The sequence below is a fragment of the Sphingomonas sp. BL-S-05 genome (assembly GCF_055521695.1).
The window spans coordinates 2,417,945-2,431,725 of sequence record NZ_CM145499.1 but is presented as its reverse complement, the minus strand read 5'-3'; the positions used below and the strand labels follow the sequence as shown (position 1 = coordinate 2,431,725).

Here is a 13,781-nt window from a genome sequence, read left to right as displayed (position 1 = left end):
GCGCATGGGCGCACGCTATCGCGCGCCGCCGCCGGGGCATCTCCTGATCCTGTCGCTCGATCCGCTGACCGCGATCTATCATCGCGCATCGGGGCAGACGCATGTGGTCGCGCCGCCGGTGCCGGAAATGCTCGACCTGCTGGCCGATCCGCTGACGCCCGGGGAATTGCTGGCGGCGCTGGCCGAGCGATACGAACTGCCCGATGGCGATCTGGCGGCGCTGACCGCGCGGCTCGACGAACTGGCGGCGATCGGGCTGGTGACGCGCGATGCGGTTTAGCCGGACGCTGCGGATCGGCCCGGTCGGGTTCCGCATCGGCAGCGACTGGCGTGCACCGATCGCGGCGCTGGGCGACCTGTATCGCGACTATCCGCTGCCGGACGACGGGATCGTCGATTTCAACGTCCGCCTGTTCGCGGCGCGGCCGTGGCGGCGTTTCGTCCGGCCGGCGGTGACGATCGGCGGCGACTATATGCTGCCCGATGCGCTGCCCCTGCCGCTGGCACAGGGGTTGCTGGCGGCGGAGATGGGGATGAACTTGCAGATGGCGCTGGCGCAGCGACGCTTTCTGTTGCTCCATGCCTCCGTCGTCGAGCGCGATGGACGGGCATTGTTGCTGAGCGGGGTGTCGGGGGCGGGCAAGTCGACGCTCGCCGCGCTGCTGATGACGCGCGGCTGGCGGCTGATGGGCGACGAGTTCGCGCTGGTCGATCCGGCGACCGGGCTGCTCCATGCGTTTCCGCGGCTCATCAGCCTGAAGAACGAGAGCGTCGCGGTGCTGCAACGCGCCGCAGAGCAAGCGCGGTTCGGGCCGTTGCTGGCGGGCACGCCCAAGGGGGATATCCGGCATCTGGTCCCCGATGCGACCGCGATCGCGGCGATGGATCGCCCGGCGGTGCCGGCGTTGCTGCTGTTCCCGACCTTCGGTCCGGTGGAGGCGGTGCGAGCGGTCGGCGCGGCGGAGACGTTCGTGCGGCTGACCCAGGCATCGACCAATTATGTCGCGATGGGGGAGCGTGGCTTCGCGACGCTCGGGCGGCTGGTGCAGGATGTGCCGGTGCGGGCGATCGACTATGCCGACACCGATAGCGGCATTGCCTTGGTCGAGCGTTTGTGGCGTGAACTCGCATGAGCGGTTCGCTGGTCGCTTCGGTGCTGACCGATCCGGCCCGGGCGACGGCGCTGTCGTCGGACGCGTGGAATGCGCTGATCGCGGCGGCGCGGGCGGAGCAGTTGATCGGGTCGCTGGCGGTGCGGTTGGACGGGTTGCCGATTCCGCCAGCGGCTGTACGGATCATGGCCGATGCGCGGGCGTCGGCCGAACAGGGGCGGGTGGCGGCACTGTGGGAGGCGGAAATGGCGCGCCGCGCGCTCGCGCCGCTTGGCGTGCCGGTGGTGTTGCTGAAGGGAACGGCGTTCGTCGCCGCCGGGCTGGATGCGGGGCGGGGGCGGTCGATCGGCGACCTCGACATCCTGGTGCCGCGCGAAAGCCTCGACGCGGTCGAGGCGGCGCTGCTGGCGGCGGGGTGGGAATGGGTGAAGCCCGACCCTTATGACGACGCCTATTATCGGCGGTGGATGCACGAACTGCCGCCGCTGATCCACCGGGATCGGGATCGGATGATCGATGTCCACCACACGATCCTGCCGCCGACCGCGCGGCCGACGCCCGATGCGGCGCTGCTGATCGCCGATGCGGTGCCGCTCGGCAACGGGCTGTCGGTCTTGTCGGGCGAGGACATGGTCATCCATGCCGCCGCGCATCTGTTCGCCGATGGCGATTTGCAGGGCGGGTTGCGCAACCTGTGGGATATCGACCGGCTGGTCCGCGAGTTCGACGATGCCGGTCTTGTCGAGCGGCTGATGGCGCGCGCCGGGCGGCATGATCTGGTCCCGGCGACGGCGCGCGCGCTGCGGCTGGCGAAGCGTATCTATGCGACGCCGGTGGACGGGTTTGCTCCGGTTGCGTCCGATGCCCTGTTCGCCCGGCGGCTGCTGGCGCGCGACGGCTGGGGGCGGTTGCGGCACAAGGGGATCGAGTTCGGCTTCTACGTCCGCTCGCACTGGCTGCGGATGCCGCCGGCGATGCTGGCGCGGCATTTGTGGACGAAGTTTCGGAACAAGTAGGTTGGTTCACCGGTAAGCGCTGGGAAGAAGGTTTGACTTTCGCGCAAAGGCGCAAAGGACGCTGAGAGGTAGCGTTCGCTGCGAAAGCAGCCCTTAATCAACAGGGGGCGGGAAAGAAAAGGCTGCGCCAGACAGGCCGAACTGGCCTGCTCCACAACACCTCAGCGTCCTTTGCGCCTTTGCGCGAAATTATTCTTCGCGCCTTCGCGTGAACGAAATTCAGCGCCACATCCCGCGCGTGTCATAGATCTGCTTGCCCGCCCGGGCCTCCGCCGGCACCCGCTTGAAAACGCTATGGTCGACCAGCACGACCTGGATCGCGTTCGCCAGCCCGTCCTCCAGCGACACCAGCCGCCCGCCAGCCAGCGCCTTGGGCAGGCTGTCGACGAACGGTTCGACCAGGTCGATCCGGTCGCCATATCGCGCGATCAGCGCGGCGGCGACCTTCACCGCCGGGCTTTCGCGCAGGTCGTCGATATCGGCCTTGAACGCCAATCCCAGCAGCGACGCGCGCGCGTCCGGCGTGGCGTCGAGCATTGCCGAAGCGCGCGCGACGACATGGTCGACCTTGCCGTCATTCACCTCGCGCGCGGTGCGGATCAGCGGGGTCTGTTCGGGCGCGGCATCGACGATGAACCACGGGTCGACCGCGATACAGTGCCCGCCAACGCCGGGGCCGGGCTTCAGGATGTTGACGCGCGGATGGCGGTTGGCCAGCTCGATCACGTCCCAGACGTTGAGGTCCATCCGGTCGCACACGATCGACAGTTCGTTGGCAAAGGCGATGGCGACGTCGCGGCTGGTATTTTCGACCAGCTTGACCATTTCCGCCGTGCGCGCGGTGGTGACGGTGCAGGCCCCCTCCACGAAACGGCGGTAGAAATCGCACGCCGCCTCCGCACAGGCCGGCGTGATGCCGCCGATCGAGCGCTCGTTCGACACGAGTTCGAGGATGATCCGCCCCGGCAGCACCCGCTCGGGGCAATAGGCGACAGCGATATCGGGCGTATCCGACAGGCCGGGCAGCGACAGATCGGAGCGCAGTTCGGCGAGCAGGTCGCGGATCTGTTCGGTGGTGCCGACCGGCGACGTCGATTCGAGGATGACGGTATTACCCGGCGCCAGCACCGGCGCGATCGCACGCGTGGCGTCGAGCACATAGGACAGGTCGGGCGCATGACCGGGGCCGAACGGGGTCGGCACGGCGATGACGAACACATCGGCCGGGGCGGGCGTCGTCGCGGTGGTCAGCCGCCCGAGCAGCACGACGTCGCGCACCAGCGTGTCGAGATCGGCCTCCTCGATATGGATGTCGCCGCGCGCGACGGTGTCGACCACGCGCTGGCTGACGTCGATGCCGATGACGCGCGCACCCGACCGGGCGACGACGGCGGCGGTCGGCAGGCCGATATAGCCGAGGCCCACGACGCACACGTCATAGCTGGTGGCGGCGGTGATCCGCTGTTCAAGCATAGAGTGTCTCCACGATGCGTGCGGACGCATGGCCGTCTCCGAAGGGATTATGCGCCCGCGCCATGGCGGCATGGGCTTGCACGTCGTCGAGCAGCCGCGTGACTTCGGCAACGATGCGGTCCTCGTCCGATCCGATCAGCCGGGCGGTGCCGGCGGCGACCCCTTCGGGACGTTCGGTCGTCTCGCGCAGGACCAGCACCGGCTTGCCGAGGCCCGGCGCCTCCTCCTGCACCCCGCCCGAATCGGTAAGCACGAGGTAGCACAGGTCGAGCAGGCGGACGAAATGCGGATAGTCCAGCGGATCGATCAGCGCGACGCGCGGGTGGTCGCCGAGCATCGCCGCCATCACCCCGCGCACCTGCGGATTGGGATGCACCGGAAAGACGACGCCGATATCGGTGCGCCCGGCGATGCGGGCGATGGCGCGGGCGATGCTTGCCATGCCGTCGCCGAAATTCTCGCGGCGATGGGTGGTGACCAACAGGATGCGCTTGCCCGCGAACCGTTCGGCAATCGCGTCCAGCCCGGCGCCATGCCGTGGATCGGCGGCGATCCGTTCGCGCGCGAGGTGCAGCGCGTCGATCACGGTATTGCCGGTGACCTGCACCCGCGACGGCGGCACATTTTCCGCCAGCAGCGCGTCGGCGGCGGTTCGGGTCGGGGCGAAATGCAGGTCGGCGATGCTGCCGACGATCTTGCGATTCACCTCTTCGGGCCAGGGATGATAGATATTGTGGCTGCGCAGGCCGGCCTCGACATGCGCGACCGGTATCTTGCGATAGTAAGCGGCAAGGGCGGCGACCATCGCGGTCGCGGTATCGCCCTGCACGATCACCCGGTCGGGCTTCTCCGCGTCGAACACCGGCCCCAGCGCGTCGAGCAGTCGCGCGGTCAGGCCGTCCAATGACTGGCCGGCGGTCATGATGTTCAGGTCGATATCGGGGACGATGCCGGCAAAGGCGAGCACCTGATCGAGCATCTCGCGATGCTGTGCGGTCACCACGACGCGACAGTCGAAGCCGGTATGCGCGCGCAGTGCATGGATCAGCGGGAACAGCTTGATCGCTTCGGGGCGCGTGCCGAACACGACCGACACCCGTTGCACCCGCTTGCTCATCGACGACCCCCCGCGACCGGGATTGGCCGCCCACGCGGCCTGATGTAGCCGCGGGAGTTTAATATTTGGTGCGGCCAAGACCTGCTCCGCGGGGCGCCGGATCAGTTCAGCGATTTGCCCACCTGTTCCAGCATATCCTTCGACAGGCCCGGCACCGACAGGATCCGCTCCAGCTCCGCGCGCATCAGGCCCCCGCGCGCGTAATCGAACCGCCGCCAGCGGCCGAGCGGCGGCAGCATCTTCGCGGCGGTCTGCGGATTGATCCGGTCGAGCGCGATCAACTGGTCGGCAAGGAACCGGTATCCGGCGCCGTCGGCACGATGAAACGCCTTCTGGTTCATGCTGAACGCGCCGATCAGCGCGCGGGCGCGATTGGGGTTGGTCAGGGTGAAGTCGCGATGCCCGGCAAGCTCCGCGACCTGTTCGAACGCATCGGCGCGCGTCGACAGCGCCTGCGTCGTGAACCATTTGTCGAGCACCAGCGCATTGTCGCGATACCGGTTGTAGAAGATGTCGAGCGCGGCGATGCGGCTGTCCGAATCGGAATTGACCAGTGTCATCAGCGCACCCTGCCGGTCGGTCATGTTGTCGGCGTGGCGGAACTGGGCAAAGGCGATGTCGTCGGCATCGGTCGCACCCGATGCCGCGATATAGCCGAGCGCCACGGTGCGCAGCCGCCGCTTGCCCTTGGCATCGGGGCTATATTCGAACACGTCGGCCTCGGTTCCGGCATAGGCGGCGCGCCATTCGACCAGCAGCGCCCGGCCGATATCGGCGCGCAGTGCCTCGCGCGCCGTAAAGATCGCGTCGGGATCGACCACCCCCATCTGGTCGCCGATGAAGCTGTCGGAGGGCAGCAGTACTGCCTCGGCGATGAATGCACGGTCGAGCCGGTCGTCGGCCAAAGTGTTGCCGACCGCCTCGATCACCGCCGCATGGTCGCCATGCCCGCTGGCGACCGCGGCGACGAGCGTGTCGAGCATCAGTTGCTGCATCGCTTCGTACCGGGCGAAGGGATCGTCGTCCTGCGCGCTCAAGAAGGCGAGGTCGGCGGATCCGCGATCGGTCTCGACGATCACCGGTGCCGAAAAGCCGCGATTGATCGACAGGACCGGACGTTCGGTGACGGTTTCGAAGGTGATCGATCCCTGTTCCTCGTCGAGCAGGAACAGTTGTTCCTCGCTGAGCGGCCGGCCGGTCTCCGCGCCGAACAGCCGGACCTTGAGCGGCAGGACCATCGGCAGCTTGGTCCCCTGTCCCGGGGTCGGCGGTATGCTCTGCGTCAGCGACAGCGTCGCGCGTCCGCCGCCGGCTTCGTGCGCCAGCGTCGCGGTGACGCGCGGGGTGCCGGCCTGTTCGTACCAGCGGCGGAAGCGCGACAGGTCGACGCCCGACGCATCCTCCATCGCCACCACGAAATCCTCGCAGGTCGCCGCCGTCCCGTCATGGCGGCTGAAATACAGGTCGGTACCGGCACGGAACGCGGTCTCGCCCAGGATCGTCGCGATCATACGCACGACCTCCGCCCCCTTGTTATAAATGGTGGCGGTGTAGAAGTTGCTGATCTCCTGATAGGAATCGGGGCGGATCGGGTGGGCGAGCGGGCCGGCATCCTCGGGGAACTGCGATGCGCGCAGGCTGCGGACATCCTCGATCCGCTTGACCGCCGCCGACCCCTGGTCCGCCGAGAATTGCTGATCGCGCAGGACGGTGAAGCCCTCTTTAAGCGAGAGCTGGAACCAGTCGCGGCAGGTGACGCGGTTGCCCGACCAGTTGTGGAAATATTCGTGCGCGACGACGGCGGCGATGCCGTCATAGTCGTAATCGGTCGCGGTGTCGGGGTCCGCAAGGATGTAGCGGCTATTGAAGATGTTCAGCCCCTTGTTTTCCATCGCCCCGAAATTGAAATCGTCGACCGCGACGATGTTGAACACGTCGAGGTCATATTCGCGGCCATAGACGCGTTCGTCCCATGCCATCGACGTTTTCAGCGCGCGCATCGCATGGTCGGTCTTGGCCAGATCGGGTTCGCGTACCCAGATGCCGAGTTCGACCTCCCGCCCAGAGGCGGTGACGAACTGCGCGCGATTGGCGACCAGATCGCCCGCGACCAGCGCAAAGAGATAGCAGGGCTTCGGGAAGGGATCGTGCCATTCGGCCCAGTGGCGTCCGTCGTCCAGATCGCCCGACGCCACCGGATCGCCATTGGCGAGCAGCACCGGGAAACGCGCCTTTTCCGCCGTCATCTTCACCCGGTAGCGGCTGAGGATATCGGGGCGGTCGGGGAAGAAGGTGATGCGGCGGAACCCTTCGGCCTCGCACTGGGTGCAGAGATTGCCGCCCGATGCGTACAGGCCCATCAACTGGGTGTTGGCTTGCGGCTCGATCTCGACCTCGGTCGTGATTTCGTGGGCGTCGCCCGGCAGGTCGAGGATCAGCGCGCCGTCCTCCAGCCGCCAGTCGTTGCGGGCGGTGCCGTCGACCGCCACCGACAAGGGGGTCAGTCCGTCGCCGTCGAGGCGCAGCGGACCGGTGCCGTTCCGTTGCACCGACAGCGTCGCCCGCACCCGCGTGCCGCGAGGGTCCAAGTCGAATTCCAGTGCGATATCGGGCACATGCCATTCAGGCGCACGATAGTCGCTACGGCGGATGACGGGCGGAGCCGTGGGGGTACGCATCGCATCGACCATCATCTTCTCACCCGTTCCCATCGCGTTCGTGCCGTCGTTGCGTGGGGCCACGCCATTGGCTACGCCTGTATCTATGTTCGCTTGTCGAAGGATTCCAATGTTCCGTCCAGCCTTGTTGCTCGGTCTTCTCATCAGCACCGCCGGAATCGCGCAGAACGCGCCGCAGACCCCGGCTCCCGCCCTCACCGCCGCCGAACTGACGGCGCGTAATACGGAAGTGAATGCGGAACTGCCCGCGGCACAGGCGGCGATGAAGGCGCATGTCATGTTCCTGGCGAGCGACGCGATGCGCGGGCGCGATGCCGGGTCGCCCGAATATGATATCGCCGCCAATTATGTCGCATCGCAATTCTATGCGGCGGGGCTGCGCCCGGCGGGCGATGACGGCAGCTATCTGCAGAAGGTGCCGCTGATCCGCATGAACGCCGCCGACAAGGGGCAGGTGAGCCTGAACGGCCGGCCGCTGACCTTTGGCGAGGACTATCTGCCCGGCATCAATCCGCAGGCGCCGGAATCGATGACCGAGGGCAAGGTCGTCTATGTCGGATACGGCATCGTCCGGCCGGGTCGCGACGATTATGCCGGCGTCGACGTGCGCGGCAAGATCGTGGCGGTGGTGCGCGGCGCGCCCGAGGGGCTGGACAGCGAGGAAGCGGCGCATTTCGGCGGCATCGCGACCAAGGCGGCGATCGCCAAGGCCAAGGGTGCGGTGGCGGTAATCTCGCTGCAGACGCCCGACGCGGCGGCGCGCATGCCGATGAGCAAGATGGCCGGGATGTACGACAGCCCGAGCGTCAGCTGGGCGGGCGCGGACGGCGTCGGCCATGTCATGGGCGGCGGCGTACCGACCATCGCCACCATCGGCGCAGCGGGCGCGGAAAAGCTGTTCGCGGGATCGGGCACCAGCTGGGCCAAGGCGGCAGCGGCGCTGTCGGGCAAGGGCAAGTTCCGCGCCGTCGCGCTCAAGCCGACCATGACCGTGTCGATCAAGACCGCGACCAAGAAGCTGCCGAGCTACAACGTCGCGGGTATCCTGCCGGGCAGCGACCCGTCGGTCGCGCCGGAAACGGTGGTGCTATCGGCGCATCTCGACCATGTCGGCGTCGGCGCGCCCAATGCCAAGGGCGACACCATCTATAACGGCGCGATGGACAATGCGGTGGGCATCGCCTCGCTGATCGAGGAGGCCAAGCGCTTCAAGGCTGCGGGCAAGGCGCCCAGGCGCTCGATCCTGTTCCTCGCGGTCACCGCCGAGGAAAAGGGGCTGGTCGGCTCTGACTATTTCGCGAACAACCCGACGATCGACAAGGCGCGGATCGTTGCCGACGTCAATCTCGACATGCCGATCATCACCTACAAATTCACCGACGTCATCGCCTTCGGCGCGGTCCGGTCGAGCCTCGGCGATATCGTCAAGCGCGCGGCGGCGACGGCGGGGGTGAGCTTCTCGCCCGATCCGATGCCGGAAATGGCGCTGTTCGTGCGCTCCGACCATTATCGCTTTGTGCAACAAGGCGTGCCGTCGGTCTTCCTGTGGCCGGGCACGTCGGGGCCGGGCAAGGCGGCGGTCGACGCGTTCTTCGCCAACAACTATCACAAACCGTCCGACGAAGTGGTGCAGGGTCCGCCGATCGACTGGGAATCGGGCGAACGCTTCATCAACGTCAATTATCAGATCGCCCGCGAAATCGCCGACGCGCCCGCACGGCCGGCATGGAACAAGGGCGATTTCTTCGGGACGCTGTATAACGGCTACGGCGCGAAGTAGCGGTAGGGGGGCGTCCCTTCCCCGACGACGTCGCCCCAGCGCAGGCTGGGGCCTTCCGGTGGGGAAGGTCGCGCTTCGCCACCGGGAGATTCCAGCCTTCGCTGGAATGACGGGTATCATTGCGTTTGAAAAAGGACTCCCATGCGCCTCCTTCCGCTCGCGCTGTTGCTGGCATCGACCGGCGCGCTCGCCCAGACCGCGCCGCTGACCCCGGAGGAGGCGGCGATGCGGGCGCATGTCGCGTTCCTCGCCGCCGACGACATGAAGGGACGCGAACCCGGCACCCCCGAATATGATCGGGCCGCCGCCTATGTCGCGGATCAGATGCGCGCCGCCGGGCTGAAGCCGGGTGGCGACGACGGCAGCTATCTGCAACGCGTGCCGCTCATCTCGGCAGTGCCGGCGGGGAAGGGGAAGCTGACGGCGGCGGGGCGGCCGGCACTGACCTTCGGGTCCGATTACCTGACCTCGACCAGCTTCCTCGAACCCGATCTGCGGCGGTCGGGCGAGGTGGTGTTCGTCGGGCAGGGCGTGACCGATGCGGCGAACGGCATCGACGATTATGCCGGGCTGGACGTGCGCGGGAAGATCGTCGCCTATTTCTATGGTGCGCCCGCCAAATTGCCGAGCGAGATCCGCGCGCACCTGGCCAGCGGTGATACGAAACGCGCCAACGCGGCGGCGCATGGTGCGATCGGCGTGCTCCAGATCGAGACCGACGAACAGTCGAAACGCTATCCGTTCAGCTACCTCATGTCGATCTATCGCAGTCCGCGCATGACGTGGGTCGGCAAGGACGGTCGCGCGCAGGTCGCCGGGGCCGCCGCGCCGTCGATCGGCTGGCTGAGCGCGTCGGGCGCGGCCAAGCTGTTCACCGGATCGGCGATCGACTGGCCGACGGTGCTGAAGGCGGAAGCGGCGGGCACGCCGGTGCCGCGCGGTGCGACCGGCGTGCAGGTGACGACGCGCCAGCGGTCGAAGACCAGACGCTTCGACAGCGCCAATGTCGTCGGCATCCTGCCGGGCAGCGATCCCGCGCTCCGCGACCAATATGTCGCCTTGTCGGCGCATCTCGACCATATCGGCCTGTCGACCGACCCGACGCTGCCCAAGGGGGCCGACGTCATCAACAACGGCGCGATGGACAATGGCGTCGGCACCGCGGCGATGATCGAGGTCGCGAAACAATTCACCGCCGATCCGCGCAAGCCCCGCCGCAGCCTGATCTTCGTCAGCGTGACGGCGGAGGAGAAGGGGCTGATCGGCAGCGAATATTTCGCGATGAACCCGACCGTGCCCAGGGGCGCGATCGTCGCCGACGTCAATCTCGACATGCCGATCCTGTCCTACCGCTTTCAGGACATGGTCGCGATCGGGGCCGACCATTCGACCGTCGCGGACGCCGTGGCACGGGCGGCGGGCAGGCGCGGCATCGCGCTCAGCCCCGATCCCGAGCCGGAAGAAGCGATCTTCGTCCGGTCGGACCATTACAGCTTCGTCAAGGCCGGCGTGCCGTCGGTCTCGCTCGATACCGGCTGGGCGGGACCGGGCAAGGCGGCGGTCGCGGACTTTCTGGAGAAGCGCTATCACCAGCCGGGCGACGACATGTACCAGACGTTCGACTGGACGGCGGGGCGGGTGTTCGTCGCGATCAACCACGACATCGCGCTCGACCTGGCCAATGCCGACGACCGGCCGCGGTGGAACAAGGGCGATTATTTCGGCGTGTTGTACGACGGTTACGGGGCGAAGTGAGCCGGCTGCTGATCTTCGGCATGGGGTACACGTCGCGGGCGATCGCGGCGCGGCTGGAGACGCGGGGGTGGCGGGTCGTGGGCACGACGCGCGATGGGCGCGACGGCAGCATCGCCTTTGCCGATCGCGACCGGGTGCGGTTCGAGGCGGCTCAAGCGACCGCCATCCTGTCGAGCGTGCCGCCCGATGGGGAGGGTGATCCGGTACTGACCAACTACCGGGAATTGCTGGCAAGACCGACGCTGGCCTATCTGTCGTCGACCGGTGTCTATGGCGATGCCGGGGGCGGCTGGGTCGATGAGCGCACCCCGATCGCCGGGCGGCGGGCCAACCGCAATGCGGCCGATCGGGCGTGGCTGGACCTTGGGGCGCGGGTGTTCCGGCTGCCGGGTATCTATGGGCCGGGACGGTCGCCGCTGGAGCGGGTGGCGGCGGGGGAGGCGCACCGGGTCGATTGCCCCGGACAGGTGTTCAGCCGGGTGCATGTTGCGGATGTTGCCAAAGGTGTCACGTACGGGCTGTCGGCGGAACCGGGTTCGTATAATTTATCCGATAATGTGCCGGCGTCGCAGAACGAGGTCGTCGAATATGCGGCGCGGTTGCTGGGGCTGGAGCCGCCGCCGTTCGTCGCGCTGGAGACGCTCAGTCCGATGGCGCGTGCCTTTTATGGCGAGAATCGGCGGGTCGCGAACGGCAAGGCGAAGCGGGTGCTGGGCTGGGCGCCCGACTATCCCGATTACCGGTTCGGCCTGCGCGCCCTGAGCGCGACGACCAGCCCGGCCAGCGCCAGCGCCGCCCCGGCCCCGGCGAGCGGCGACCAGCGATAATTTTCGAACAAAGTTGACAGCAGCATCGCGATGACCGGCACGACGACGCCGTTATAGGCTGCCTTGGCCGGGCCGATCGTGCGGATCAGCCCGAAATACAAGGTGAAGGCGACCGCCGAGGCGACGATGCCGAGATAGAGCAGCCCGCCAACATAGGACCAGCGCCAGTCGAACACCGGCGGCCCGACCGTCGCGGCGGCATAGGTCGCATCCATCGCCGTGCCGATCAGCATCGCGACGCCGAGCAGCGGCACCATCGGATAGGCTTTGGCGGTCGGCGTCGCCTGCATGACATTGGCGACCGAGGCGGAGAAGACACCGGCCAGCGCGATGCCGAGACCGATCAGCACCGCCGCGCCGTTTTCGGGATGCTCGCGCGCCTCATGGACGAACAGCAAGGCCACGCCGGCCAGCGCGATCGCCGATCCGACCAGCAATTGCCGCCCCATGCGCTGGCCGAGGAAGATGCGCGCGAGGATCGAATTGGGCACGATCAACAGCGCGTACATCAGCGCGACCAGCCCCGAGGTGACATATTGTTCGGAGCGGTAGACGAAATTGAAGTTGAGGCAGAATTGCGCGAGGCCGAGGCCGGCGGCGAACAGCAGTCCCCGGCGATCGACCGCGATCCGGTCCCCGCGCTGCCATGCCCAGAGCAGCATGACGATGCCGGCGATCAGGAAGCGATAGGTCACCGACCACGACGCCGGGACGATGCCGAGCTGGTCGCGGATCACGATCCAGGTCGATCCCCAGATCAGGGTGACGATGCCGAACGGAATGAGGACCGCCGGCGTCGCCGAACGCGGTGTGTCGGTCACGTTGTCTGATCCACTTGCGTGAAGGCGGTACCGGCCCGCTCCCCCACCCGGCCACCCACAGCGTATCCTGACTGGGTGGCCGGGTGGGGGAGCGGGCCGGTACCGACCCGAGCCGGCTTTGCCGGATCGGACGACAACGCCGCGATCGCGTCGGCCAGCGGGCGGACGGTGGCCGCATCCTGATCCCAGGCGACGACCAGCCGCGCCTGACCGACGCCCCAGTCGTAGAAATCGAAGCCTTGCGCCCGCAACGCGGCGGCTTCGTCGGCGGTCAGGCGCAGGAAGACCTCGTTCGCCTCAACGACATGGACCAGCCGCTCACCCGCCGCCCGTGCCAACATCGCCGCCCCGGCATTGGCGGCGCGGGCGTTGGCGAGCCAGACATCGTCGTCGAGCATCGCCAGCAACTGCGCGGCGAGGAAGCGGCCCTTCGACGCGAGCAGCCCGGCGCGCTTGCGGCGATAGCGGGCGACCTTCGCCAGTTCGGGGCGGAAGAAGACCAACGCCTCGGCCGACATGCCGCCATTCTTGATGAAGCCGAACGACAGCGCGTCGACCCCGGCTTTCCACGTCACTTCGTCGGGCGTGCAGCCGAGATGGGCGACGGCATTGGCGAAGCGCGCGCCGTCCATGTGCAGGCCGAGACCGCGCGCACGGGCGACCGCGCCGATCGCGGCGACTTCGTCGGGGGTGTAGACGCGGCCGGCTTCGGTCGCCTGGGTGATCGAGATGGCGTGCGGCTGGACCTGATGCACGTCGTCGCGGATCGTTGTCAGATAGGCTTCGATGGCATCGGGCGAGAGCTTCGCGCCGTCGCCGTCCAGCAGCATCAGCTTGGCGCCATGGGTGTAGAATTCGGGCGCGCCGCCCTCGTCATTCTGGATATGGGCGTCGTGGTGGCAGACGATGCCGCCATGCGGCGGGCACATCGCGGCCAGCGCGATGCAGTTGGCGGCGGTGCCCGACGGCACCCACAGCACCGCGACCTCGCAGCCGAACAGTTCGCCGAAGCGCGCGTCGAGCCGCTTGCTCAAGCCGTCGCCGTCATAGGCGGTGTCCTGTCCGTTCGCGGCGACGATCGCGTCGAGCACGGCGGGGCAGGCGGGGGCGGCATTGTCGGAGAAGAAGCGCATGGCGATGCCTTGGGCGTATGGGGGGCGGGGGTCAACCGGGGGGGTCATCGCTTAAGGGCGCTGGGCATC

Annotated in this window: 11 protein-coding genes; 6 read left to right on the top strand and 5 right to left on the bottom strand. The window is 67.7% G+C overall.

Annotation, left to right across the window (positions count from 1 at the left end):
• The first annotated feature begins 4 nt into the window (after nt 1–4).
• From ACZ1JS_RS11360 to ACZ1JS_RS11350, 3 genes are read left to right on the top strand one after another with little or no spacing between them, the layout of a single operon-like run.
• Entirely contained in the window at nt 5–280 is a 276-nt protein-coding gene (locus tag ACZ1JS_RS11360) for an HPr-rel-A system PqqD family peptide chaperone (protein WP_465166156.1), read from the top strand.
• Entirely contained in the window at nt 270–1,133 is an 864-nt protein-coding gene (locus tag ACZ1JS_RS11355) for an HprK-related kinase A (protein ID WP_465166155.1), read from the top strand. Before ACZ1JS_RS11360 ends, ACZ1JS_RS11355 begins: the two co-directional genes overlap by 11 nt.
• Entirely contained in the window at nt 1,130–2,128 is a 999-nt protein-coding gene (locus ACZ1JS_RS11350) for a nucleotidyltransferase domain-containing protein (RefSeq protein ID WP_465166154.1), read from the top strand. Before ACZ1JS_RS11355 ends, ACZ1JS_RS11350 begins: the two co-directional genes overlap by 4 nt.
• Nucleotides 2,129–2,347: 219 nt before the next feature.
• Here ACZ1JS_RS11350 and wecC read toward each other — a convergent pair whose 3' ends face one another.
• The 3 genes from wecC to pepN form a co-directional block, all read right to left on the bottom strand.
• On the bottom strand, nt 2,348–3,601 hold the full coding sequence (gene wecC / locus ACZ1JS_RS11345) for a UDP-N-acetyl-D-mannosamine dehydrogenase (protein ID WP_465166153.1): 1,254 nt from the start codon (nt 3,599–3,601) through the stop codon (nt 2,348–2,350).
• Complete coding sequence (wecB, locus tag ACZ1JS_RS11340; RefSeq protein WP_465166152.1) at nt 3,594–4,718, bottom strand: non-hydrolyzing UDP-N-acetylglucosamine 2-epimerase; 1,125 nt, start codon at nt 4,716–4,718, stop codon at nt 3,594–3,596. Before wecB ends, wecC begins: the two co-directional genes overlap by 8 nt.
• 101 nt (nt 4,719–4,819) lie before the next feature.
• A complete protein-coding gene (gene pepN / locus ACZ1JS_RS11335) occupies nt 4,820–7,408 on the bottom strand; it encodes an aminopeptidase N (RefSeq protein ID WP_465168679.1) in 2,589 nt (862 codons plus the stop codon).
• A gap of 97 nt (nt 7,409–7,505) precedes the next feature.
• Between pepN and ACZ1JS_RS11330 the strand changes: the two genes are divergently transcribed.
• From ACZ1JS_RS11330 to ACZ1JS_RS11320, 3 genes are all read left to right on the top strand, one after another.
• Nucleotides 7,506–9,176: a M20/M25/M40 family metallo-hydrolase gene (locus tag ACZ1JS_RS11330; protein WP_465166151.1), complete on the top strand. Its 1,671-nt coding sequence runs from the start codon at nt 7,506–7,508 to the stop codon at nt 9,174–9,176.
• 141 nt (nt 9,177–9,317) lie between these two features.
• Nucleotides 9,318–10,931 (top strand): M28 family metallopeptidase, encoded by a 1,614-nt coding sequence (locus tag ACZ1JS_RS11325; RefSeq protein ID WP_465166150.1) that lies wholly within the window; start codon nt 9,318–9,320, stop codon nt 10,929–10,931.
• Nucleotides 10,932–10,951: 20 nt separating this feature from the next.
• On the top strand, nt 10,952–11,758 hold the full coding sequence (locus ACZ1JS_RS11320) for a Rossmann-fold NAD(P)-binding domain-containing protein (protein ID WP_465168678.1): 807 nt from the start codon (nt 10,952–10,954) through the stop codon (nt 11,756–11,758).
• Here ACZ1JS_RS11320 and ACZ1JS_RS11315 read toward each other — a convergent pair.
• Nucleotides 11,668–12,579, bottom strand: coding sequence for a DMT family transporter (locus tag ACZ1JS_RS11315; protein WP_465166149.1), 912 nt, complete (start codon nt 12,577–12,579; stop codon nt 11,668–11,670). The genes ACZ1JS_RS11320 and ACZ1JS_RS11315 overlap by 91 nt on opposite strands.
• On the bottom strand, nt 12,576–13,712 hold the full coding sequence (locus ACZ1JS_RS11310; RefSeq protein ID WP_465166148.1) for a threonine aldolase family protein: 1,137 nt from the start codon (nt 13,710–13,712) through the stop codon (nt 12,576–12,578). Before ACZ1JS_RS11310 ends, ACZ1JS_RS11315 begins: the two co-directional genes overlap by 4 nt.
• Nucleotides 13,713–13,781 lie beyond the last annotated feature (69 nt).

What these genes read in the sequence shown, in the direction of transcription:
- ACZ1JS_RS11360 (WP_465166156.1), top strand. Translation starts at nt 5, where the DNA reads ATGGGCGCACGCTATCGCGCGCCGCCGCCGGGGCATCTCCTGATCCTG.
- ACZ1JS_RS11355 (WP_465166155.1), top strand. Translation starts at nt 270, where the DNA reads ATGCGGTTTAGCCGGACGCTGCGGATCGGCCCGGTCGGGTTCCGCATC.
- ACZ1JS_RS11350 (WP_465166154.1), top strand. Translation starts at nt 1,130, where the DNA reads ATGAGCGGTTCGCTGGTCGCTTCGGTGCTGACCGATCCGGCCCGGGCG.
- wecC (WP_465166153.1), bottom strand. Translation starts at nt 3,601, where the DNA reads ATGCTTGAACAGCGGATCACCGCCGCCACCAGCTATGACGTGTGCGTC.
- wecB (WP_465166152.1), bottom strand. Translation starts at nt 4,718, where the DNA reads ATGAGCAAGCGGGTGCAACGGGTGTCGGTCGTGTTCGGCACGCGCCCC.
- pepN (WP_465168679.1), bottom strand. Translation starts at nt 7,408, where the DNA reads ATGGTCGATGCGATGCGTACCCCCACGGCTCCGCCCGTCATCCGCCGT.
- ACZ1JS_RS11330 (WP_465166151.1), top strand. Translation starts at nt 7,506, where the DNA reads ATGTTCCGTCCAGCCTTGTTGCTCGGTCTTCTCATCAGCACCGCCGGA.
- ACZ1JS_RS11325 (WP_465166150.1), top strand. Translation starts at nt 9,318, where the DNA reads ATGCGCCTCCTTCCGCTCGCGCTGTTGCTGGCATCGACCGGCGCGCTC.
- ACZ1JS_RS11320 (WP_465168678.1), top strand. Translation starts at nt 10,952, where the DNA reads ATGGGGTACACGTCGCGGGCGATCGCGGCGCGGCTGGAGACGCGGGGG.
- ACZ1JS_RS11310 (WP_465166148.1), bottom strand. Translation starts at nt 13,712, where the DNA reads ATGCGCTTCTTCTCCGACAATGCCGCCCCCGCCTGCCCCGCCGTGCTC.